Annotated in this window: 15 protein-coding genes; 6 read left to right on the plus strand and 9 right to left on the minus strand. The window is 44.1% G+C overall.

What is annotated here, in order from left to right:
* Nucleotides 1–288: 288 nt before the first annotated feature.
* The gene (locus tag HMPREF2794_RS15540) at nt 289–1,761 is read right to left on the minus strand and encodes a potassium/proton antiporter (protein WP_010538214.1); all 1,473 of its coding nucleotides are present in this window, start codon (nt 1,759–1,761) and stop codon (nt 289–291) included.
* Between the two features lie 168 nt (nt 1,762–1,929).
* Here HMPREF2794_RS15540 and HMPREF2794_RS15545 point away from each other — a divergent pair, with 168 nt between their 5' ends.
* A complete protein-coding gene (locus HMPREF2794_RS15545; RefSeq protein WP_010538213.1) occupies nt 1,930–3,114 on the plus strand; it encodes a uracil-xanthine permease family protein in 1,185 nt (394 codons plus the stop codon).
* A gap of 102 nt (nt 3,115–3,216) precedes the next feature.
* Here the strand turns inward: HMPREF2794_RS15545 and hcp are convergent, their stop codons facing one another.
* The 6 genes from hcp to HMPREF2794_RS15575 all read right to left on the minus strand — a co-directional run bounded on the left by hcp (nt 3,217) and on the right by HMPREF2794_RS15575 (nt 10,039).
* Entirely contained in the window at nt 3,217–4,848 is a 1,632-nt protein-coding gene (hcp, locus tag HMPREF2794_RS15550; protein WP_022300968.1) for a hydroxylamine reductase, read from the minus strand.
* A 198-nt stretch (nt 4,849–5,046) separates the two neighbouring features.
* Nucleotides 5,047–5,715 (minus strand): Crp/Fnr family transcriptional regulator, encoded by a 669-nt coding sequence (locus HMPREF2794_RS15555; RefSeq protein ID WP_022300969.1) that lies wholly within the window; start codon nt 5,713–5,715, stop codon nt 5,047–5,049.
* 11 nt (nt 5,716–5,726) lie between these two features.
* The gene (locus HMPREF2794_RS15560) at nt 5,727–7,043 is read right to left on the minus strand and encodes a sensor histidine kinase (protein WP_022300970.1); all 1,317 of its coding nucleotides are present in this window, start codon (nt 7,041–7,043) and stop codon (nt 5,727–5,729) included.
* Nucleotides 7,040–8,383, minus strand: a complete 1,344-nt coding sequence (locus tag HMPREF2794_RS15565) for a sigma-54-dependent transcriptional regulator (RefSeq protein WP_010538209.1) — start codon at nt 8,381–8,383, stop codon at nt 7,040–7,042. The genes HMPREF2794_RS15560 and HMPREF2794_RS15565 overlap by 4 nt, the downstream gene beginning before the upstream one ends.
* 68 nt (nt 8,384–8,451) lie before the next feature.
* The gene (locus HMPREF2794_RS15570) at nt 8,452–9,255 is read right to left on the minus strand and encodes a hypothetical protein (RefSeq protein WP_010538208.1); all 804 of its coding nucleotides are present in this window, start codon (nt 9,253–9,255) and stop codon (nt 8,452–8,454) included.
* The gene (locus tag HMPREF2794_RS15575) at nt 9,236–10,039 is read right to left on the minus strand and encodes a metallophosphoesterase family protein (protein WP_010538207.1); all 804 of its coding nucleotides are present in this window, start codon (nt 10,037–10,039) and stop codon (nt 9,236–9,238) included. The genes HMPREF2794_RS15570 and HMPREF2794_RS15575 overlap by 20 nt, the downstream gene beginning before the upstream one ends.
* 427 nt (nt 10,040–10,466) lie before the next feature.
* Here HMPREF2794_RS15575 and HMPREF2794_RS15580 point away from each other — a divergent pair, with 427 nt between their 5' ends.
* Both HMPREF2794_RS15580 and HMPREF2794_RS15585 read left to right on the plus strand, forming a co-directional pair.
* Entirely contained in the window at nt 10,467–11,141 is a 675-nt protein-coding gene (locus HMPREF2794_RS15580; RefSeq protein WP_010538206.1) for an ABC transporter ATP-binding protein, read from the plus strand.
* Between the two features lie 12 nt (nt 11,142–11,153).
* On the plus strand, nt 11,154–13,469 hold the full coding sequence (locus tag HMPREF2794_RS15585; protein WP_010538205.1) for an ABC transporter permease: 2,316 nt from the start codon (nt 11,154–11,156) through the stop codon (nt 13,467–13,469).
* A 136-nt stretch (nt 13,470–13,605) separates the two neighbouring features.
* On the opposite strand, the gene HMPREF2794_RS15590 is transcribed toward HMPREF2794_RS15585, so the two are convergent.
* Nucleotides 13,606–14,976, minus strand: a complete 1,371-nt coding sequence (locus HMPREF2794_RS15590) for an MATE family efflux transporter (protein WP_010538204.1) — start codon at nt 14,974–14,976, stop codon at nt 13,606–13,608.
* Nucleotides 14,977–15,127: 151 nt separating this feature from the next.
* On the opposite strand from HMPREF2794_RS15590, the gene HMPREF2794_RS15595 reads away from it, so the two are divergent.
* The 3 genes from HMPREF2794_RS15595 to HMPREF2794_RS15605 all read left to right on the plus strand — a co-directional run bounded on the left by HMPREF2794_RS15595 (nt 15,128) and on the right by HMPREF2794_RS15605 (nt 18,084).
* Nucleotides 15,128–15,778, plus strand: coding sequence for an HAD family hydrolase (locus HMPREF2794_RS15595; RefSeq protein WP_010538203.1), 651 nt, complete (start codon nt 15,128–15,130; stop codon nt 15,776–15,778).
* Nucleotides 15,779–16,096: 318 nt separating this feature from the next.
* Nucleotides 16,097–16,918: a 3-methyl-2-oxobutanoate hydroxymethyltransferase gene (panB, locus tag HMPREF2794_RS15600; RefSeq protein ID WP_010538201.1), complete on the plus strand. Its 822-nt coding sequence runs from the start codon at nt 16,097–16,099 to the stop codon at nt 16,916–16,918.
* A gap of 8 nt (nt 16,919–16,926) precedes the next feature.
* The gene (locus HMPREF2794_RS15605) at nt 16,927–18,084 is read left to right on the plus strand and encodes an MFS transporter (protein ID WP_010538200.1); all 1,158 of its coding nucleotides are present in this window, start codon (nt 16,927–16,929) and stop codon (nt 18,082–18,084) included.
* A 74-nt stretch (nt 18,085–18,158) separates the two neighbouring features.
* Here HMPREF2794_RS15605 and HMPREF2794_RS15610 read toward each other — a convergent pair whose 3' ends face one another.
* Complete coding sequence (locus HMPREF2794_RS15610; RefSeq protein ID WP_070751843.1) at nt 18,159–20,375, minus strand: RelA/SpoT family protein; 2,217 nt, start codon at nt 20,373–20,375, stop codon at nt 18,159–18,161.
* Between the last annotated feature and the right edge of the window lie 46 nt (nt 20,376–20,421).

Genomic DNA, 20,421 nt, shown 5'->3' on the forward strand with positions numbered 1-20,421 from the left:
TTTTGCACATTTGATTTAAAATTGCGCAAAAATAACACTTCATTAACGAAAACCGAAGTTTACAATCAAGTTTTACGGTTAATTAACGGGGGAGGGTTGAACTTCTTTTTTCAATTATTTTCCCGTTATGGATGGAGATTCCGGTTGGAGGCAATGGAGGAGGCGAGTTCTCTTTTCCGGAAGGGGCTGATATACAAAATTATGGTGTCACTATACCGTCAGTATAGTGACACCATCTGTTGCATATAGTGATACTATCCGGATACGATAGTGTCACCATAATAAATATCAGGATTCACTGCTATTTTCTTCCTCTTCTTTAGACTTTTCGGAAATAAGCAGCAATTTATCATTCACATGTAGTTTCAGTGTTCCGTTAGGAATCAGAAATTCATCTCCGCGCTTCACAATCATCACCAATGTGCCTTTGGGGAGATTCATATCTTTCAGTGTATCTGCTTCTTCCAGCATTTCCTGTGTGATAGTCATATCCCTGAGGTCTGTATCAATCTCTTCCGGAAGTTCCACTCCGAAGTCATTGCCCGTTTTCTCCAGCGGTTTGGATAAATTCAGCAGGCGGGCAACGAAAGAAACGGTCGTTCCCTGCACAACCAGTGAGACGATTGTGATAAAGAATACGATATTAAAGATTATATTCGAACCTTCGACTCCCGCAACTACTGGATAAGTAGCGAAGATGATGGGAACTGCTCCACGCAATCCTACCCAAGATACGAACAGCCGTGATTTCATGGTTATTTTCCGGAAGGGAAGCAAACAAAGGAATACACTTAGCGGACGACCGATCACAATCATAAAGACACCGATCAACAAAGCTACTGCTGCAACCTCCAGCATTTCGTGAGGGTTGACGAGAAGACCGAGGCAAAGGAACATGATGATTTGAAACAACCAGGTAAGTCCATCCATAAACGTATAAATGTCTTTGCGGTGCATGATCTTATTGTTTCCCACCATGATACCTGCGATGTATACGGCAAGGTAACCGTTACCTTTTAGCAAATCAGTGATGGAAAAGGTGAAGAAAACAAAAGCCAGCAACAGGATAGGGTACAATGCCTGATTGTCAATGTTGAGCTTGTTCAGCATGCGGATAGCCAACTTTCCGAGCACATATCCGGCAGCCGCGCCGACTATAAACTGAATAATGAAAGAAGCGGCGATAGCCCCGACTCCCATACCTGCCGATTGGATAAACTGTATCAGGACAATGGTAAGCATGTAAGCCATCGGGTCATTACTTCCACTTTCCAATTCCAGCATGGGGCGGAGGTTATGTTTCAGATTCATTTTCTGTGAACGCAGGATGGCAAATACCGAAGCAGAGTCCGTAGATGACATGGTGGCTGCCAGTAACAATGAAGTAGTGATAGGCAGATAGATATTCGTCCAGCTCATTCCGGACAACCACCAGATAAATAATCCGGTAAAAAGAGCGGTTAGTAGCACTCCGACGGTAGAAAGCACGATACCTGGACCTAAAATGGGTTTGATTTCTCTGAATTTTGTATCCATACCTCCCGAAAACAGAATGATGCTCAGGGCGACCATACCGATGAATTGTGCATCTTTGGCGTCATGAAACTGGAGTCCGAGTCCGTCACTTCCGAACAACATTCCCACGACGAGGAACAGTAATAAGGTGGGGACTCCGAAGCGATATCCGGTTTTTCCGACAACGATACTAACGAAAAGTAAGATAGAACCAATAAGTAGGGTGTTTTCTGCTGTAAATATCATAGGCAATCTATTGTTAAGTTATAAAAAATGTCGTATGAGCTCTCACTGTGCGAAGTTACACATTATTTAAAACAAATAAAGAGTCTTTTTGGATGTTTTTTGATGGAAAAAGGTAGTTAAATTGTCTAAAAAGATTAATTTTGCACTCAATTAATCTACATCATACTTATGGATTCAAACAATCTTACTCCTTTACGGAAAGGGGTGGTAGGGGTACAATTCTTGTTTGTAGCTTTCGGAGCTACGGTGCTTGTACCGTTATTAGTGGGGCTAGACCCTTCCACCGCTTTGTTTACAGCCGGTATTGGTACACTTATCTTTCATGCGGTCACGCGGGGGAAAGTCCCCATCTTTTTGGGAAGTAGTTTCGCATTTATTGCTCCGATAATAAAGGCGACAGAACTTTATGGTCTGGCGGGTACTTTATCCGGAATGCTGGGTGTCGCACTGGTTTATTTCGCAATGAGTGCGCTGGTCAAATGGCAAGGGGTGAGGGTGGTTGAACGTTTGTTTCCTCCGGTAGTCATTGGTCCGGTTATTATTCTGATCGGTTTGTCGCTTGCCGGTACGGGAGTGGAGATGGCGAAGGAAAACTGGGTGCTGGCTTTGTTGTCGCTGGTTACTGCGGTTGTCGTTTCGATGAAGGCAAAAGGGCTTTTGAAGTTGATTCCTATCTTTTGCGGTATTATTGTCGGCTATCTGGCGGCATGGCTTTTCTATGATCTGGATTTGTCCGGTGTCAGAGATGCGGCCTGGATCGGGTTACCGCAGTTTGTATTTCCCAAGTTCTCATGGGAGCCGATCTTGTTTATGATTCCGGTAGCCATTGCTCCGGTGATAGAACATATTGGAGATGTATATGTGGTAAATACGGTTACGGGAAAGGATTTTGTGAAAGACCCCGGTCTGCATCGTACTTTATTGGGGGATGGGCTGGCTTGCCTTTTTGCCGGATTGGTGGGTGGTCCTCCGGTGACGACTTATTCGGAAGTAACGGGAGCCATGTCATTAACGAAAATTACGAATCCGCAAGTTATCCGGATTGCAGCCATATCCGCTATCTTGTTCTCCGTCATCGGCAAAATCAGTGCGTTGCTGAAATCAATTCCGAGTGCAGTATTGGGAGGAATAATGCTTTTGCTTTTCGGAACAATCGCCTGTGCCGGAATTGGTAATCTGGTCAATAACTGCATTGATTTGAGTCGTACAAGGAATATTATCATTGTTTCTCTGACGCTGACCGTCGGTATCGGTGGGGCTGTCCTCACTTGGGGAGACTTTTCATTGTCCGGTATCGGACTGGCTGCTTTGGTCGGAGTTCTTCTCAATTTGATATTGCCGAAAGATGATTGATGCTGCCTTTTAATTAATAATTATTAGGCGCGGATTACACAGATGATGCAATTCGCACCTTTTTATATTTAATAGTTAAGGTTTAGCTGGTAAATCTTGCATTTATGACAAGAACTTCATGATATCTTCGTCCACAGTACTGATACCACCGATTCCGAATTGTTCGACCAATACATTTTTCACGTTCGGTGAAAGGAAGGCCGGAAGAGTAGGGCCCAGATGAATATTCTTCACTCCCAGTGCCAGCAATGCCAACAAAACGATTACTGCTTTCTGCTCGTACCAAGCGATGTTATATACGATAGGAAGTTTGTTAACGTCGTCCAATCCGAATATTTCTTTCAGTTTCAAGGCGATGACAGCCAACGAATAGCTATCATTACATTGTCCTGCATCCAGTACACGGGGGATGCCGTTGATGTCACCTAAAGCCAGTTTGTTATATCTGTATTTGGCGCAACCGGCAGTCAGGATCACTGTATCTTTCGGAAGTTTCTCTGCAAATTCGGTGTAATATTCACGGCTCTTCATGCGTCCGTCGCATCCTGCCATTACGAAGAATTTGCGGATTGCTCCACTTTTGACGGCTTCTACCACCTTATCTGCCAGAGCTACTACTTGTGCATGGGCAAATCCTCCGATCAGTGTTCCGTTCTCAATCGCTGTTGGCGGCTGACATTGCTTGGCGTGTGCGATCAGTGCGGAGAAATCTTTCGGTTTTCCGTCTTTACGTTCGGGGATATAGTGTGCACCATCCAGTCCGCAGGCTCCGGTGACATAGATACGGTCTTTGTAAGTAGCGTTGGCACGTGGAGGAACGATACAGTTGCTGGTAAACAAAATCGGTCCGTTGAAGCTTTCAAATTCTTCTTTCTGTTTCCACCACGCGTTTCCGTAGTTTCCTGCCAGATGTTTGTATTTTTTTAGTTGAGGGTAATAATGCGCCGGAAGCATTTCGCTGTGGGTATAGATGTCTATCCCTGTTCCTTCGGTCTGTTCCAGCAATTCTTCGAGATCCTTCAGGTCATGGCCGCTGATAAGGATACCCGGATTGTTGCGCACACCGAGATTAACTTCTGATATTTCCGGATTTCCGTAGCTGCTTGTGTTGGCTGCATCCAGCAGAGCCATTGCGGAAACTCCGTGTTTACCTGTGGTCAGTGTAAGTTGAACCAGTTCTTCCATCGTAATATCATTGCGGGTGAGTTCGGCTAATGCGTGCTGCATAAAGGCAAAGATTTCTGATGATTCGTGTCCCAGATTATGCGCATGCTCAACGTAAGCTGCCATTCCTTTCAGTCCGTAATGTACAAGTTCTTTCAGAGAGCGGATATCTTCGTTGGGTGTGCGAAGTACTCCTACTGTCTTGGCTTTTTCTTCGAACTCATCTTCACTTCCATCCCATAGGCATTCGTCGGGAGCATTGGCAATGGTTACTTTGCTGCCAAGTTCTTTTTTCAGCAGCAATCCTTCTTTTATTTTCCTGATGATAGCCGTTTTATCAAAATTGGCGTTGGTGATAGTGATAAACAGGGCATCGTAGATAAATTTGTCTGCCTGTTCGGAAGGTTGTCCTTCCTGACGCAGATGTTCGTTGTACACAGCAATTCCACGTACTACAAAGAGCAAAAGATCTTGCAGGTTAGCCACTTCGGATGTTTTTCCGCATACTCCTTTTAAGGTACAACCTGTACCCATTGCGGTCTCTTGACATTGATAACAGAACATACTCATAACTTTTACGTTTTTAATTAGTCTTCTTGAATATGAACGCAAAAGTAGGGGGAAAGTTTGAGGTAAGTTTGTAACCAATGTTACATTGGCCGAAAAAAAATCAGATGCTATGAGCTAAATTATTTTAGCTATAATCATATTCCGATTAGCTATAATGAAAACTAGATTAGCTATAATGAAACCGGAGTAAATTCTTGGTTATTGAATCAGCCGGATCAGCTGTTCTTTCTGTAAAATAGTGATCTGTTTGCGGTCGGCTGTGATCAGGCCGTCATCCTGCATGTGTGACAGCTCACGTGCCAGAGAGGGACGGGAGACACCGAAGTAATCGCTCAACTCCTGTTGCGAACGGTCGAGGGTGATCTGCAGCTGTTGCTGTTGTTTGTGCAGCCGGAGCAGATAGGATGCTATCTTTTGCCGGATGGTCTTGAAAGACATAAAGAAAAGTTTATCCGACAAGGTACGGGCATAATTGGCAGATAGATTCATATAGTTCTCCAGAAACTGCTCGTTCTTGCGGAAGAGTTCCAGTACGCTCGATTTGGGGATTTCGATTACTTCCGTCAGTTCGTTAGCGGTCACTTCTACCGGAAAACGGTTCTCTTCTCCGAAGAGGAAGAGAGGAGCAAGGGCCCTTGGTGCGGCAATGTCTTCTACTTTGATGAGTCTTCCGGAATAGTCTATCATTTCGCCGCGTACACTCCCTTTGGTCAGTATCATGAGACGGTTGCACACATCTCCCTGTCGTGCCAGAATTTCTCCTTTCTTATAAGAACGGGTATGAAAACTGATCTCTTCCAGATTGGCGGATAACTTTTCCGGAGTGATTCCCCGGAACAATGGGTTATTGATGAGTGCAGGTGTCATAAGCTTATCTGTTATTTGAATTTTAATATGAATTTTGTTTCCTTATTGTCCGGCAGCAAGATGAGGCTTCCACCGGAAAGCCGCATAATCTGACGTGAAATACTAAGTCCGATTCCGCTGCCTCCTTTTTTGGTGGTGAAGAAAGGGATAAAAATATGTTCCGCAATTTCCGGCGGAATAACGGGACCGTTATTCTTTATTTCAATCAGTACCTCTTCTGTTTCATTGCAATATACCTGAATATCGATTTGTCCGTCCGGCTGATTACCGATTGCCTGAATCGCATTTTTCAGAAGGTTAATGACTACTTGTGAGATCAGATTTTCATCTGCATATAAAATCAGGTCGGCTGGATCGATCTTCGTATGGAATGTGATATGGTCACAGGGATTCTGATGACGGGCAAGTTCTACCATTCGTTCGATGAATGCTTTTAAGTAAAACAATGAAGGCTCCGGAGTCGGTATCCGTGTGAATTTGCGGTAGGATTCCACGAAAGCAAGCAGTCCTTTTCCCGTTGTACTGATGGTCTGTAATCCGTGGCTGATTTCTTCGTCTTTGTCCTCTACCATCGAAAGGAGCGTATCGCTGAGGGAGGTGATAGGAGTGACGGAGTTCATGATTTCGTGAGTCAGTACACGGGTCAGGCGAATCCATGAATCTATTTCTTTCTCGTCCAGTTCTATATTAATATCATTCAGCGCAAGGATACGCAAATGTTCTTTGTGCACATTGATTTCTGATACACGGATGGATAGATTGACCGTTCCCCGTTCATTATGAAACACCACCTGTAATTTGTCTCCGGGATGGCAGTTCTCCATTTTCTCCATCAGCGTGGTGTCTACTTTACTCAATTGCCGGACATGTGTGAATACATTGAGTCCCAAAAGCCGGAGGGCCTCCTTGTTCTTCTGATAGACTGCTCCGTTGTCATTGAGCACCAGTAACCCCGTGCTGACAAAATCAAGAATCAGTTCGTAGTATTTTTCCTGTTGGGCAGTTTCTGCTTTTACATTATATAAGATGCGTCCCACCCGATTGAGTGCCCGGTTGATCTGTTTGCTTTCGGGAGTGCCGGACTCTTCGGGGAAGCGGAAGGCACTGTCATTATTCTCCAAAGCGTCGATCATGAAAAGCACCTGCTTGATGTGCAGGCGATAAAGACGGACTTGCCAGATGATACTTAAAACCAGCAGACAGCTACTGATGCCGAGCCAGATATAAGACTGATACACACCAAACCAAACGGTTGCCAGACAGCAAATGACCGTCAGGGATACCCTAAACCAATATTGGTTGGCTACTTGTTGTAGAATCCGGTTCATAATCCGAACTTTTTCATCTTGTTATAGAGAGTCTGACGGGTAATTCCCAGTTGCGCGGCTACTGCCGAGAGGTTTCCTGCACAGGTATCCAGTGCTTTACGTATCATTTGTATCTCCATCTCTTCCAGTGTGGAAATATCCTTTTCGGAAGTTTCTGTCTTTCGGGTGGATAACTGGAATAATTCCGCCGGAATTTGCAATCCGTCGTTAATGATGACCACCTTTTCGATGGCATGTTCCAACTCTCGGATATTCCCGTACCATGGGTACGCAATGAGTTTTTCCTTGGCTGCCGGGCTGAATTTCATCGGTTCCTTATCGTATTGTTTGCAGAAACGGATGATAAATCTTTCGGCAAGCGGGATAATATCTTCTTTTCGTTTCCGCAAAGGAGGTATTTCGATATGAATGGTGTTGATTCGGTAGAGTAAGTCTTCCCGAAATTCTTCCCGGTCCACCATTTCCTGCAGGTTACGGTTGGTAGCGCATATCAGGCGGATGTCGATAGGAATCGGAGTGTTGCTTCCCACCCGTACGATGCTTCTTCGTTGGATAGCTGTCAGCAGTTTAGCTTGCAGATGATAGGGCAGGTTCCCTATTTCATCCAGAAACAAAGTGCTGTGATCGGCAGCCTCAAATTTTCCTGTCCGGTCGGCATGCGCATCAGTGAAAGAGCCTTTTACATGACCGAAGAGTTCGCTTTCAAATAAAGATTCAGTGATCGCTCCCATGTCCACAGCGATCATTTCTTGTTGTCTGCGGTTGGAAAGAGCATGAATTTCGCGGGCAAGCATTTCCTTCCCTGTTCCGTTTTCACCTGTAATCAGGATATTGGCATCTGTGGTGGCTACTTTCTCTATCAGCATTCGGAGCTGCTGCATCGGTTTGCTTTCTCCCCAGTAGATCGGCGGAGTGTTGACAGGCTCCTTTTTGTTTCCCGTTTTTCGTCCATGCTGTGCGGACGAGGCGGCAGCCTGCAATGTTTCTACCAGTTTCTGATTGTTCCAAGGTTTGACGACAAAGTCCGAAGCTCCTTCTTTTATACCCCGGATGGCAAGATCAATATCCGCATAAGCGGTAAAAAGTACGACGGGAAGTTCCGGTCGTACTTTCTTTATTTCGTGCAGCCAGAACAATCCTTCATTGCCGGTATTGATGCCCGAAGTGAAATTCATATCCAATAGTACCACTTCCGGCATCTCTTCCCGTATCACGGTGGTCAATGTGACCGGTGATGACAGCGTGACAACCTTTGAAAAATAGTTTTTTAAAAGAATTTGTACCGCAGTCAGCACTCCTTTGTTATCGTCTACAATGATGATTGTTCCTGATTTACTCATGTCCGAATTGGTTTGTACGCTACAAACTTACGAAAAAGTAATTCATAATTCAAAATTCGGATTTGAATTTATAACCATTGGAACTTTAATCCGAATGATAAACTTAGATAATCGCGGGGACGGAGATAGCTATTCGTTACGGCGCTGATGAGGTAAAGGTCGCATGTGCTTATCTCGTAGAAGAAAGTCACGGACTTTGCCAGAAACCTGCGGTTCGGGTCAATATCATAAGTCAACCGTTGTCCCAGGAAAACATGAATACGCACTTTGCTTGAAAAGCCGTAGTATCCCTTCGGATAACGTTCAGGCTCACTTACCCAGAACTGGTTGCCAAACACGGTATTCAGATACAATCCGCAGGCGAGAGGTTCTGTGGAGAATCCTTTTCCCAGATTGATGCTCCAAGGCATATAGTTCTGTTTCAGCGTCATGGTCACTTTGGCCTTTTTGGACGAATACTTCGGGATGAATCCGAGCAGTAAATCTGTTTCCCACTGATTTCGTTTTCCGTAATCCCATCCGGTACCGAACGAGATTAATCCCATATTTCCCGCATACTGTATTTTAGAGTGAGTCGGGATAATCCGCTCCCAGTTTCTGCGGAAGCGATGGACACGTCTGTCATAACCGGTACGGAGAACCGGTTGCGGTACATAAGGTAGTACTGTGTCTGCTTTGACTATTGTAAACGCGGAATCGCCTTCGTGAAAGGCTATAATGGAATCTGCCTTGATCACCAGTCTCAGTGAGTCAGGTTTGTAGTTATTGATAATTGTATCTGTCTTGCAAGTAGCCGATATCAGGCCGGGAAAGAGCAGGAGCGTAGTCAGCACTCCTGTGCGGATGATATATTTAGTATTCAACCAGTTCATATTCGTATTTTTCCGGGGTTATAGTAAATACCAGATAACTGCGACTTTTCATGCAGTCACTGACAATATAATGCACATCATCATCGAAAAGGACTCTGTCGTCGAACCCGTGATTGTGGGCAGCCGTGCAGAACTGTAGTCCCGGATATTGGGTGACATAGTACTGGAATGGCTTTGCCACATTATCATTGAACACGTCTGCAAATGGATGCGCGTGCATACTGACTACGGTTTTTTCAAACTCATCAGCCCTGGCTGTCAGTTCCTCTTCCATAAAACTGAAATTGGGAATAGGTTCCGAATAATCGTATTCCAGCGCATTAGTATTGAGGCAGACAAATTTTACATTGCCTGCGATAAATGAGAAGTTGGCAGGTCCGAAAACAGCCTGATAAGTTTCTGCTCCGGTGCCCAGACAGTCATGATTCCCGATAAGGGCGACATAAGGTACTTTTAGTCCGTTCATGATATCCCGCTGCCAAAGAAATTCTTTAGTCAGTCCGAAGTCACTCATATCTCCTCCGTGAATGACAAAGTCGATATCATCTCTCTTATTGACCTCTTTTACAAAGTCTTCGGTCTCGTCATACCATCGCTGTGAATCTCCCATAGTGATAAAACGGATGGTTGTTTTTCCTTTACACTTAGCTTCTATTTGTTCAATGTTATGAGCATTTACATCTGTCTCTCCACTGATACGTACATCGTAGGGATGATAGTCTATCAGGTCACATCCTGTCAGAAGCAGGCAGGTCAGGAGAGTGTACAAATTCTTGTTTACCATAAATAGAATGATTTATTTAATTGAAAACTTGATGCGAAGATAGAGTTTTCCGATGACATTGAAATACATTAAAGTCGGAAATAGGAAAAATAGAACAATAAATGGGCGAAAATGTATACTTTCCGTTGGACAGTAAACAGGAAGGATTTCTGTCTAATAATTAGACGGGAGTGTCTAATTATTAGACAATGGGTAGTACTGTCGAAACATATAAATAGTTGTGAATGAATACTCTTGCTATTGTGGCACGCTATCTGCATTGCATTATGATGAAAAATAGGAATAAGCATGAGACAAATTTATTATGTAATTGTTTATCTTAGTGACCGTTTGGTGTGAAAGAGGTTTGATACGGAGAATCCGGTCAACAGTATAAAGAACGAATAAAGAAAGAATAGAAAGTGAAACAACATAATAAAGAAATAAAATGATACAGATTGAAAACATTAGTAAAGTATTTCGTACTACTGAAGTAGAGACGGTTGCATTAAATCACGTGAACCTTGAAGTTAAACAAGGAGAGTTTGTTGCTATCATGGGGCCTTCGGGCTGTGGAAAATCCACTTTGTTGAATATTCTGGGTTTATTGGATAACCCTACAGAAGGTTCTTACCAGCTGATGGGAGAGGAAGTTGCCGGATTGAAAGAGAAGGAGCGTACCCATGTCCGTAAAGGCAAATTAGGCTTTGTATTCCAGAGTTTCAACTTGATAGACGAACTGAATGTCTACGAAAATGTAGAGCTTCCGCTTACTTATCTGGGTATTAAATCCTCCGAGCGCCGCCGTATGGTGGAAGATATTCTGAAAAGGATGAATATCAGCCATCGGGCCAAACACTTTCCGCAACAGCTGTCCGGTGGTCAGCAGCAGCGTGTTGCTATCGCTCGTGCGGTAGTGACTAATCCGAAGCTTATCCTTGCCGATGAGCCAACAGGTAATCTGGATTCAAAGAACGGAGCGGAGGTAATGAATCTGCTGACGGAACTGAATAAAGAAGGTACCACCATCATTATGGTGACTCACTCACAACATGATGCGAGCTTCGCACACCGTACCATACATCTGTTCGACGGAAGTGTAGTGGCAAGTGTAACAGCATAAACCGAAACGACAATGAGACAAATCTATTATAGCATCCGGACTTTATTGCGTGAACGGGGCACGAATATCATCAGGGTAATTTCTCTTTCGCTGGGACTTACCATCGGCATTTTGCTCTTCTCGCAGATTGTGTTTGAATTGAGTTATGAACGTTGCTATCCGGAATCGGAACGTCTGGCGATTGCACGTTGCCTGACGACTAACCTTAGCACGGGGGAGAAAATGGGAGACGACGGCGACAACTTTGATTATACACTTTTTGATGTGGTTGCACCGACTTTGGCGCAGGATATGCCCGAAGAAATTGAGTTTGCCAGTTGCGTCCTCGCAGAACAATGGATGAGTATATATTATGAAGATAAATTATTATCGGACATCAACTATATATACGCTGATACTTGTTTCTTCCAGACTTTCGGTATACCTGTCTTAAAAGGAAATCCGAAAGATATGATTATGCCGGGAAGTGTGTTTGTGTCAGAACACTTTGCCCGTGAAACATTTGGAGATGCAGATCCTATCGGCAAAATTCTTAAAGCAGACAGGCAAAATGATTTTACGATTCGTGGTGTGTACAGAGATGTGCCGGAGAATACGATGCTCACTCATGACTTTGTTGTTTCCATCCATCGGGATGGGGGATATCAGGGAGGCAATGGCTGGAAGGGAAATGATATCTTTTACACTTTTCTTCGCTTGCGTGATGCTGCGGATATTGATAAAGTGAATGACAAGATCCAGCGGGTAATCGAAAAATATACGCCTGCCCGTTTTGACGACTGGAAATTAGATTTCAATGTCATCCCGTTAGTGAAGTATCATGTGGAATCTTCCGATGTGCAGAAGCGCTTGGTCATATATGGATTTTTGGGGTTCGCTATCTTTTTTGTCGCCATCATGAATTATATGCTGATATCTATCGCTACCCTAAGTCGTCGTGCCAAAGGGGTGGGTGTGCATAAATGCAGTGGTGCCAGTGCCGGAAATATCTTCGGCATGTTTTTGGCGGAAACAGGAATCCTTGTTGTCATATCTGTACTTCTCAGCCTTCTGCTGATAGTCAATGCACGTGAAATAATCGAAGACCTGCTTTCCGTCCATCTGTCTTCACTTTTTACATGGGAGACACTATGGGTGCCTTTGCTTACGATCGTGATCCTTTTCCTTTTGGCGGGTGGCATACCGGGACGGTTGTTTTCGCGCATACCAGTCACACAGGTGTTCCGCCGTTATTCTGATGGTAAGACAGGTTGGAAACGTTCGTTACTGTTTATACAGTTCACGGGTGTCTCTTTTGTTTTGGGATTACTGCTGGTTACGCTTCTGCAATACAACCATCTGATGAGCCGTGATATGGGGATAAACGTTCCGGGATTGGTTCAGGCAGGAACATGGTTGCCGAAAGAAAGCGTAGAACATGTTACCGATGAACTGCGTCGCCAGCCTATGGTAGAAGGAGTGGCTGTTGCTACAAACGGAGTAATCGGACAATACTGGACACGCGGACTGATGAGTAATGACGGTAAAAGAATCGCTACACTTAACTTTAATTATTGCAGTTATAACTATCCCGAAGTAATGGGAATAAAGATTATCGAAGGCAGCACTCTTAAGAAAAAGGAAGATTTATTGGTGAATGAAGAGTTGGTACGTTTGATGAAGTGGACAGATGGGGCAGTAGGAAAGAAATTAAATGATATAGAGGGTACGATTGTCGGTGTCTTTCGGGATGTTCGCAATTATAGCTTCTTTTCAACTCAGGCACCTATTGTCTTGATAGGATCAGAAAATGCCAATCAAGTATTTGATGTCCGTTTGAAAGAGCCGTATGATGATAATCTGAAACGTCTGAATGAGTTTACCGATAAGACATTTCCGAATATAGCCATGCATTTCAGTTCTGTGGACAGTATGATAAAGGATATATATAAAAGTGTATATCGCTTCCGTAATTCAGTCTGGATTACTTCAAGCTTTATTCTGCTGATTGTAATTATGGGCTTGATCGGCTATGTGAATGATGAAACTCAACGTCGAAGCAAAGAAATAGCTATCCGGAAAGTGAATGGAGCCGAAGCCTCTCATATTTTGCGCCTGTTGATACGCGAGATTCTGTATGTATCCGCATCTTCCATATTGATTGGTATCATTGCTTCCTATTTCGTAGGAAAGGCATGGCTTGACCAGTTTGCCGAACAGATTTATCTGAACCCGTTATTGTTTATAGGTACGGCGCTGTTTGTCTTATTGCTGATTGTTGTTTGTGTTGTGCTGAAAGCATGGCACATAGCCAATGAGAATCCGGTAAATAGTATCAAGAGCGAATAGAAATATAAGAATATTATTATCTTTCAGGCACGGATTAATACGGCTTCTGCGATGAATGCATCTTTTAGAAAACGTGTTAATTCGTGCTTGAACATTTTTTATTATGATATATCTTCTGATGCAGTGTTAATTTGATTTATTCCGCTACCTTATTTGCTATCGGATGTTCCTTCGATACCTTCTTTATATAAATCATCAGACTGATAACAGCAGTGACGAACGCCAGTGCATCCGATACCGGCATACTGATCCAGACACCTTTCAAGCCCCACCATTGCGGGAAGAGTAACAAGCAAGGCAACAGATAAAGCAACTGTCGTGTCAGCGAAAGGAAAATACTGATTTTTGCCTTGCCGATGCTCTGGAAGAAGTTGCCAATCACAATTTGTGCTCCCACAAACGGGAACATAAGTACTGCCAGACGGATTCCTTCTACTGCCAGATTTATCAATTCATCACTATCTGTGAAAAGTGCCGATACCGCATGAGGGAAAAATTCGCAGATCACAAAACCACTGCTGGTAATCACTACACCGGAGATAATTCCCAATCGTAGTGTCTGTTTTACCCGGTCTATCTTCTGTGCTCCGAAGTTGTAGCCTACAATAGGTTGCATTCCCATAGTCAGTCCCAACACAATCATTACGTAGAGTGTCAACAGGCGATTGATAATGCCGTAAGCACCGATAGCCATGTCGCCTCCGTATTCCTGTAAGCTGTTATTGACTATGATAACGATAGCACAAGCGCAAACATTCATCAGGAAGGGAGACATGCCGATAGCGAAAATACTTTCTACAATTCTTCGTTTTACCTTCCAGATCTTTCCCTCAAAATGAACCGTGCTCTCCTTCTTGCAAAAGTGGCTTAGTACCCACACCATACCGATCAGCTGTGAGATGAGCGTTGCCGTAGCGGCTCCTCGCATTCCCCATTCAAAATGAAATATAAAGATGGGAGCGAGGATGATATTGGCTACTACCGTTACCATCGAAGTAAGCATCGCCTTCTTCGGATATCCGGTAGCACGCATCACATTGTTCAAACCGATCATCGTATAAGTGATCGGAGTTCCCAGCAGAATCACTTGCATAAAGCTGCGTGCGTATGGGAGCGTGTCGGGACTCGCTCCGAAGAAAATCAGTATGTTGTCGAGAAAGATAAAAGACAGTATGCCGAAGAAAAAAGCATTCGTGATGCAGAGCATCAGTGTGTGCGACAAGATTTCCGTAGCTCCTTTCATATCCTTCTGTCCCAGACGGATAGAAGCAATGGTAGAGCTGCCTGCAGATACCAGCGTACAGAAAGCGACTACCAGATTCATCAGGGGAAAGCTGACCGCTAATCCGGCAATAGCCATCGGTCCCACACCGTGTCCGATGAAGATGCTGTCGATAATATTATAAATAGACGTGATCGTCATCCCAATGATGGCGGGGATGGAATATTGCAACAGTAGCTTACCGATGCTTTCTTTTCCTAATATGTGCGGATCGTTTTTGCTCATGCGCTCGTATGGATTGTTGGATGAAAACGAATGTTACGTTTTTTTAAGTGGGGTAAAGGTACGAATTATTTGCCTGATTCGATGATTATTCGGAACTTTGCACAATTCAATACACAAGGTTTAACGTTTTAGGTAAAAAGAAAGAGTAAGTATGGATACAACAAAGACAATTGCGGCACTGTTTGATTTCGATGGTGTCATCATGGATACGGAAACGCAGTACACTGTTTTCTGGGATGAACAAGGGCGTAAATATCTGAATGAACAAGACTTCGGACGCCGTATCAAGGGACAGACGCTGACCCAGATTTACGACAAATACTTCTCGGATCAGCCGGAGGCTCAGCAAGAGATTACAGCCGGGCTCAATGTCTTCGAGAAAAGCATGTCTTATGAATACATTTCCGGTGTGGAAGCTTTTATCGCCAATCTTCGGAATCACGGGGTGAAGATAGCTGTAGTCACCAGTTCCAACGAAGAGAAGATGCAAAACGTTTACAATGCCCATCCCGAATTTAAAGGAATGGTAGACCGTATCCTGACCGGAGAAATGTTTGCCCGCTCCAAACCGGCTCCCGACTGTTTCCTTCTCGGTATGGAAATATTCGGTGCTACTCCTGAAAACTCTTATGTGTTCGAAGACTCCTTCCACGGTCTGCAAGCCGGAATGACTTCCGGTGCTACCGTTATCGGTCTTGCCACTACCAATACAAGAGAGGCCATTACCGGAAAAGCACACTATATTATAGATGACTTTTCGGAAATGACCTTCGAACGGTTACTGACCATACATCGCAAATGATGAAAATCAGTATACAGCAGTGCACGTAATGCTTTATGCTATCTGCGTGCACCTCTGCCTTATCTCATCAGCTTATGCCTTTTTCATTTTCAATTCTCTTTTTTATTTGGTTTGAATCATGAATCCCCTGATTCATATAGAGAAAAAACAGTTCAAAATTCCTTTTGTTTTTTGTCGGAGTCTTTATCTTGAGTGATTCTTTTTCGTTTTCTTTCTCACTTATGGAAGAAATGTTATAACTTTACCCCAATTTTTGATAACGTTCGCGTTGTCAGAAGCTCTTTATCTTTTAATTATTAATTTAAAATTTGAAAAGACATGGCTGGTTATATATCAGATGACACAAGAAAGGTGACTACTCATCGCTTGGTTGAAATGAAACAGAGAGGCGAAAGAATATCTATGCTTACTTCTTATGATTACACGATGGCACAAATCGTAGATGGTGCGGGAATGGATGTGATTCTGGTGGGCGACTCCGCTTCTAATGTAATGGCAGGTAACGTGACTACATTGCCTATTACTCTTGATCAGATGATTTATCACGCAAAATCAGTCGTACGTGGCGTAAAACGTGCTATGGTCGTAGTCGATATGCCTTTCGGATCTTATCAGGGAAACGAAATGGAAGGTCTTGCTTCTGCCATCCGCATAATGAAGGAAAGTCATGCCGATGCTTTGAAACTGGAAGGTGGAGAAGAAATCATCGGTACGGTGAAACGCATTATCAGCGCAGGTATTCCGGTGATGGGCCATTTGGGGTTGATGCCTCAGTCTATTAATAAATATGGTACTTATACAGTGCGTGCCAAAGACGAGAGCGAGGCTGAAAAGCTGATTCGCGATGCCCATCTTCTCGAAGAGGCAGGTTGCTTTGCCATCGTGCTCGAAAAGATTCCGGCAACTTTGGCTGAACGGGTAGCTTCGGAATTGACGATACCTATTATCGGTATTGGTGCCGGTGGTCATGTAGACGGACAAGTGTTGGTCATCCAGGATATGCTTGGAATGAACAATGGATTCCGTCCCCGCTTCTTACGTCGGTATGCAGACCTTTACACAGTGATGACTGATGCGATCAGCCGTTATGTGTCCGACGTGAAGAATTGCGACTTCCCCAACGAGAAGGAACAATATTAAAACAATATATGGCAGTTAAATTGTGGACAGTTCATTTTATGCGGATATGCGTAGCTAATTTGCTGTTGTTTATCTCTTTGTATATCCTGTTTCCGGTGCTTTCCGTTGAGATGGCCGACCGTCTTGGGGTACCGGTAGCACAGACAGGGGTTATCTTTCTTTTTTTTACATTGGGAATGTTCCTTATCGGTCCGTTCCATGCTTATCTCGTAGATGCCTACAAGCGTAAGTACATGTGTATGTTCTCTTTTGCCCTGATGGTAGCGGCAACGGCAGGATATACCTTTGTGACCAATGTAACGGAACTTGTCTTGTTGAGCACCGTACAAGGATTGGCTTTTGGAATTGCTACCACCGCAGGAATCACACTTGCCATTGATATAACGAACGCTACACTTCGCAGTGCCGGAAATGTCAGCTTTTCCTGGATGGCACGTCTGGGGATGATTATCGGTGTTGTTCTGGGTGTCTGGCTCTATCAGAGCTATTCATTTAAAAACCTGCTGTCCGTGTCGGTGATCACCGGAATAGCAGGTGTTTTGATGGTAGCCGGAGTATATGTGCCTTTCCGTGCCCCGATCGTTACCAAGCTCTATTCCTTCGACCGCTTCCTGCTGTTGCGGGGATGGGTACCTGCTATCAACATGATTCTGATTACTTTCGTACCGGGATTGTTGATTCCGCTCGTACATCCTTTCCTCAACGATTTCGTACTGGGGAATAGAGGAATACCCATCCCATTCTTTGTCGGTACAGGAGCCGGATACCTTGCCTCCTTGTTGCTGGCACGTCTGTTTGTTCTGAAGGATAAGACATGGCGGCTGGTGCTTGTAGGAATGATACTGGAGATTGTAGCTATCACTCTGTTGGCTTCCGGTTTTCCGGTAGGTGTTCCTTCCATCCTTCTTGGATTAGGTTTGGGACTGGTGATGCCGGAGTTTCTGGTCATGTTTGTGAAGCTGTCCCATCATTGTCAGCGAGGTACGGCAAATACCACTCATCTGTTGGCCAGCGAAGTCGGATTCTCATCCGGAATAGCCGTTGCGTGCTATTTCGATCTGGAAGCAGATAAGATGCTTTATACCGGACAAGTAGTAGCTGTGATCGCTTTGATTTTCTTTATACTGGTTACTTATCCTTATTATAAGAACAAGAAAGTAAGATGATTTAAATGAAGAATGAAGAATTACTTTGCAGCATAATAGCGCAGCCCATTCTTCATTCCTCATTCTTCATTTTTTTAGTTTCTGCTTACCTGTTTTACTCCTTTCACTGTCCTCAACTTCTTGATGAGTGCTTCCAGTCGTCCGGTATCACCTACCATTACCGTTAGTGTTCCGGAGAATAATCCGTCGTTGGAATCGATTCCGATGGATCGCAGACTGATTCCATTCTCTTTAGAAATGATAGAAGTAATATTGGTAACAATCCCAATATCATCGTGACCTACCACACGCAGTGTGATAGGATACTGTGTGCCGACTGATTTTCCTGCCCAACGTGCTTTTACAATCCGGTATCCGAACCGTTCGCGCATCTGATTGGCATTCGGACAGTCCGCCCGATGAATTTTGATACCTCCGCTTACTGTCACAAATCCGAATACATCATCTCCGTAAATCGGATTGCAGCATTTGGCAAGTTTAAATTCCAGTCCTTTCAGATTCTGATCGATGACAAGCACATCCTCTTTGGAGGTGACCTCTTCTTGTGTTGTCTGCAAATTATATCCTTCGGCACTGCGATAAACGATCTCATCATGCGTGTCATTCTCCCGTCTCTGCTGTTCGAGGTATTTATCCAGAATATCGTTGACATCCAGTGTCTCATCTGCAATCTTCTGATAAAACTCTGTCACATTTTTGAAGCCCAGACGCTTGATAAGACGCATCATCGTAGCTTCGTCATATTCCATCTTCCGGTTTTTGAACTTCCGTTCCAATGTCTCTTTGGCGAAATCGTGCTGGCGTGCTACCATCTCCTTAAGTGCCTGACGTATCTTGGTGCGGGCTTTGGAAGTCGTCACGATGTTCAGCCAGTCCTGCTTCGGAGTCTGGGTATTCGACGTCATGATTTCCACCTGATCACCGCTGTTCAGTTTCTGCTTTAACTGTACGTTCTTGCCGTTTACTTTTGCTCCGATACACTTGCATCCCAGTTTACTATGAATATGGAAAGCGAAATCGAGTACGGTAGCCCCTTTGGCAAGCTTGAACAAGTCTCCTTTCGGTGTGAATACGAATACTTCATCTTCGTAAAGGTCCATTTTAAACTGGTCCATCACTTTCAAAGAGTCGTTATCTGCATTTTCAAGAGCTTCGCGTACTGAAGTCAGCCATTCGTCCAGTCCTGTTTCACCTTTGATGCCTTTGTATCTCCAGTGTGCGGCGAGTCCCCGTTCTGCGATCTCATCCATTCGCCGGGTACGAATCTGTACTTCCACCCATCTGCCTTCCGGCCCCATCACAGTGATATGCAACGATTCGTAACCGTTGCTTTTCGGAATTGAAAGCCAGTCCCGCAAACGTTTCGGATTGGGCTGATACATATCCGTAACGATAGAGTATACCTGCCAGCATTCCTGCTTCTCTTTAGCCGGGTCCGGTTCGGAATCCAGAATGATACGGATAGCGAACAAGTCATAAATTCCTTCGAACGGAGTCTTCTGCTTCTGAATCTTGTTCCAGATGGAATGAATCGATTTGGTACGTCCTTTGATGTCGAACTTCAATCCGGCTTCCTTTACCTTCTTCTGGATAGGGTCGATAAAGGAGGCGATATACTTATCACGGGAAGCCTTCGTTTCGTTGAGCTTCTCCTTTATATAATAGTAAGTTTCCCGCTGTGTATATTTCAGCGACAAGTCTTCCAGTTCCGATTTCAGCTTGTAAAGTCCCAGCTTGTGTGCCAGCGGAGCATACAGATAAGCTGCTTCGTTCGCCACTTTTACCCGGTCTTCTTCGTTGCCTGTATCCTTGATCTGGCGCATCACGTTCACACGGTCTGCAATCATGATCAGAATGACGCGCATATCTTCGGCAAAAGAGAGCAGGAGATTGCGGAAGTTTTCCGATTCAATCGCCGGACTTTTGGAGTACAGTTCGTTTGTTTTCACCAGTCCTTTGATGATACTGCCTACATCTTCGCCATATTCGGCATTCACATCCTCAATCGACAGGATATGTGCCTTCACGATTTCGTGAAGCATAATGCCGATGAGACACGAACCTTTCATTCCGATTTCTTCGGCTACGATAACCGCCGTTTGTAAATCTCTGATGACGGGATTCATCCCGAAGTTATTGCGTTGCAGCCCGTTACATTGGGCAGCTTTGATAAGATGTTTCTTTAATTTTTGGCAATCCTTCCAGAAAATCGTATCTCCGGCAGATTGCAACAGATGCCTGTAGAGTGAAAAAAGCTCCTTCTTTTCCTCTGATGTAAAAAAGTCGTCCATATTCAATCTTGTTAATTCGACGTAAAATTACTTTTTTTCCCGGTTA

Source organism: Bacteroides sp. HMSC067B03, from assembly GCF_001811315.1.
In the GTDB taxonomy this organism is placed as follows: domain Bacteria; phylum Bacteroidota; class Bacteroidia; order Bacteroidales; family Bacteroidaceae; genus Bacteroides; species Bacteroides faecis.

Excerpts from the sequence above, each read along its gene's own strand:
- HMPREF2794_RS15540 (WP_010538214.1), bottom strand. The coding sequence starts at position 1,761 with ATGATATTTACAGCAGAAAACACCCTACTTATTGGTTCTATCTTACTT.
- HMPREF2794_RS15545 (WP_010538213.1), top strand. The coding sequence starts at position 1,930 with ATGGATTCAAACAATCTTACTCCTTTACGGAAAGGGGTGGTAGGGGTA.
- hcp (WP_022300968.1), bottom strand. The coding sequence starts at position 4,848 with ATGAGTATGTTCTGTTATCAATGTCAAGAGACCGCAATGGGTACAGGT.
- HMPREF2794_RS15555 (WP_022300969.1), bottom strand. The coding sequence starts at position 5,715 with ATGACACCTGCACTCATCAATAACCCATTGTTCCGGGGAATCACTCCG.
- HMPREF2794_RS15560 (WP_022300970.1), bottom strand. The coding sequence starts at position 7,043 with ATGAACCGGATTCTACAACAAGTAGCCAACCAATATTGGTTTAGGGTA.
- HMPREF2794_RS15565 (WP_010538209.1), bottom strand. The coding sequence starts at position 8,383 with ATGAGTAAATCAGGAACAATCATCATTGTAGACGATAACAAAGGAGTG.
- HMPREF2794_RS15570 (WP_010538208.1), bottom strand. The coding sequence starts at position 9,255 with ATGAACTGGTTGAATACTAAATATATCATCCGCACAGGAGTGCTGACT.
- HMPREF2794_RS15575 (WP_010538207.1), bottom strand. The coding sequence starts at position 10,039 with ATGGTAAACAAGAATTTGTACACTCTCCTGACCTGCCTGCTTCTGACA.
- HMPREF2794_RS15580 (WP_010538206.1), top strand. The coding sequence starts at position 10,467 with ATGATACAGATTGAAAACATTAGTAAAGTATTTCGTACTACTGAAGTA.
- HMPREF2794_RS15585 (WP_010538205.1), top strand. The coding sequence starts at position 11,154 with ATGAGACAAATCTATTATAGCATCCGGACTTTATTGCGTGAACGGGGC.
- HMPREF2794_RS15590 (WP_010538204.1), bottom strand. The coding sequence starts at position 14,976 with ATGAGCAAAAACGATCCGCACATATTAGGAAAAGAAAGCATCGGTAAG.
- HMPREF2794_RS15595 (WP_010538203.1), top strand. The coding sequence starts at position 15,128 with ATGGATACAACAAAGACAATTGCGGCACTGTTTGATTTCGATGGTGTC.
- panB (WP_010538201.1), top strand. The coding sequence starts at position 16,097 with ATGGCTGGTTATATATCAGATGACACAAGAAAGGTGACTACTCATCGC.
- HMPREF2794_RS15605 (WP_010538200.1), top strand. The coding sequence starts at position 16,927 with ATGGCAGTTAAATTGTGGACAGTTCATTTTATGCGGATATGCGTAGCT.
- HMPREF2794_RS15610 (WP_070751843.1), bottom strand. The coding sequence starts at position 20,375 with ATGGACGACTTTTTTACATCAGAGGAAAAGAAGGAGCTTTTTTCACTC.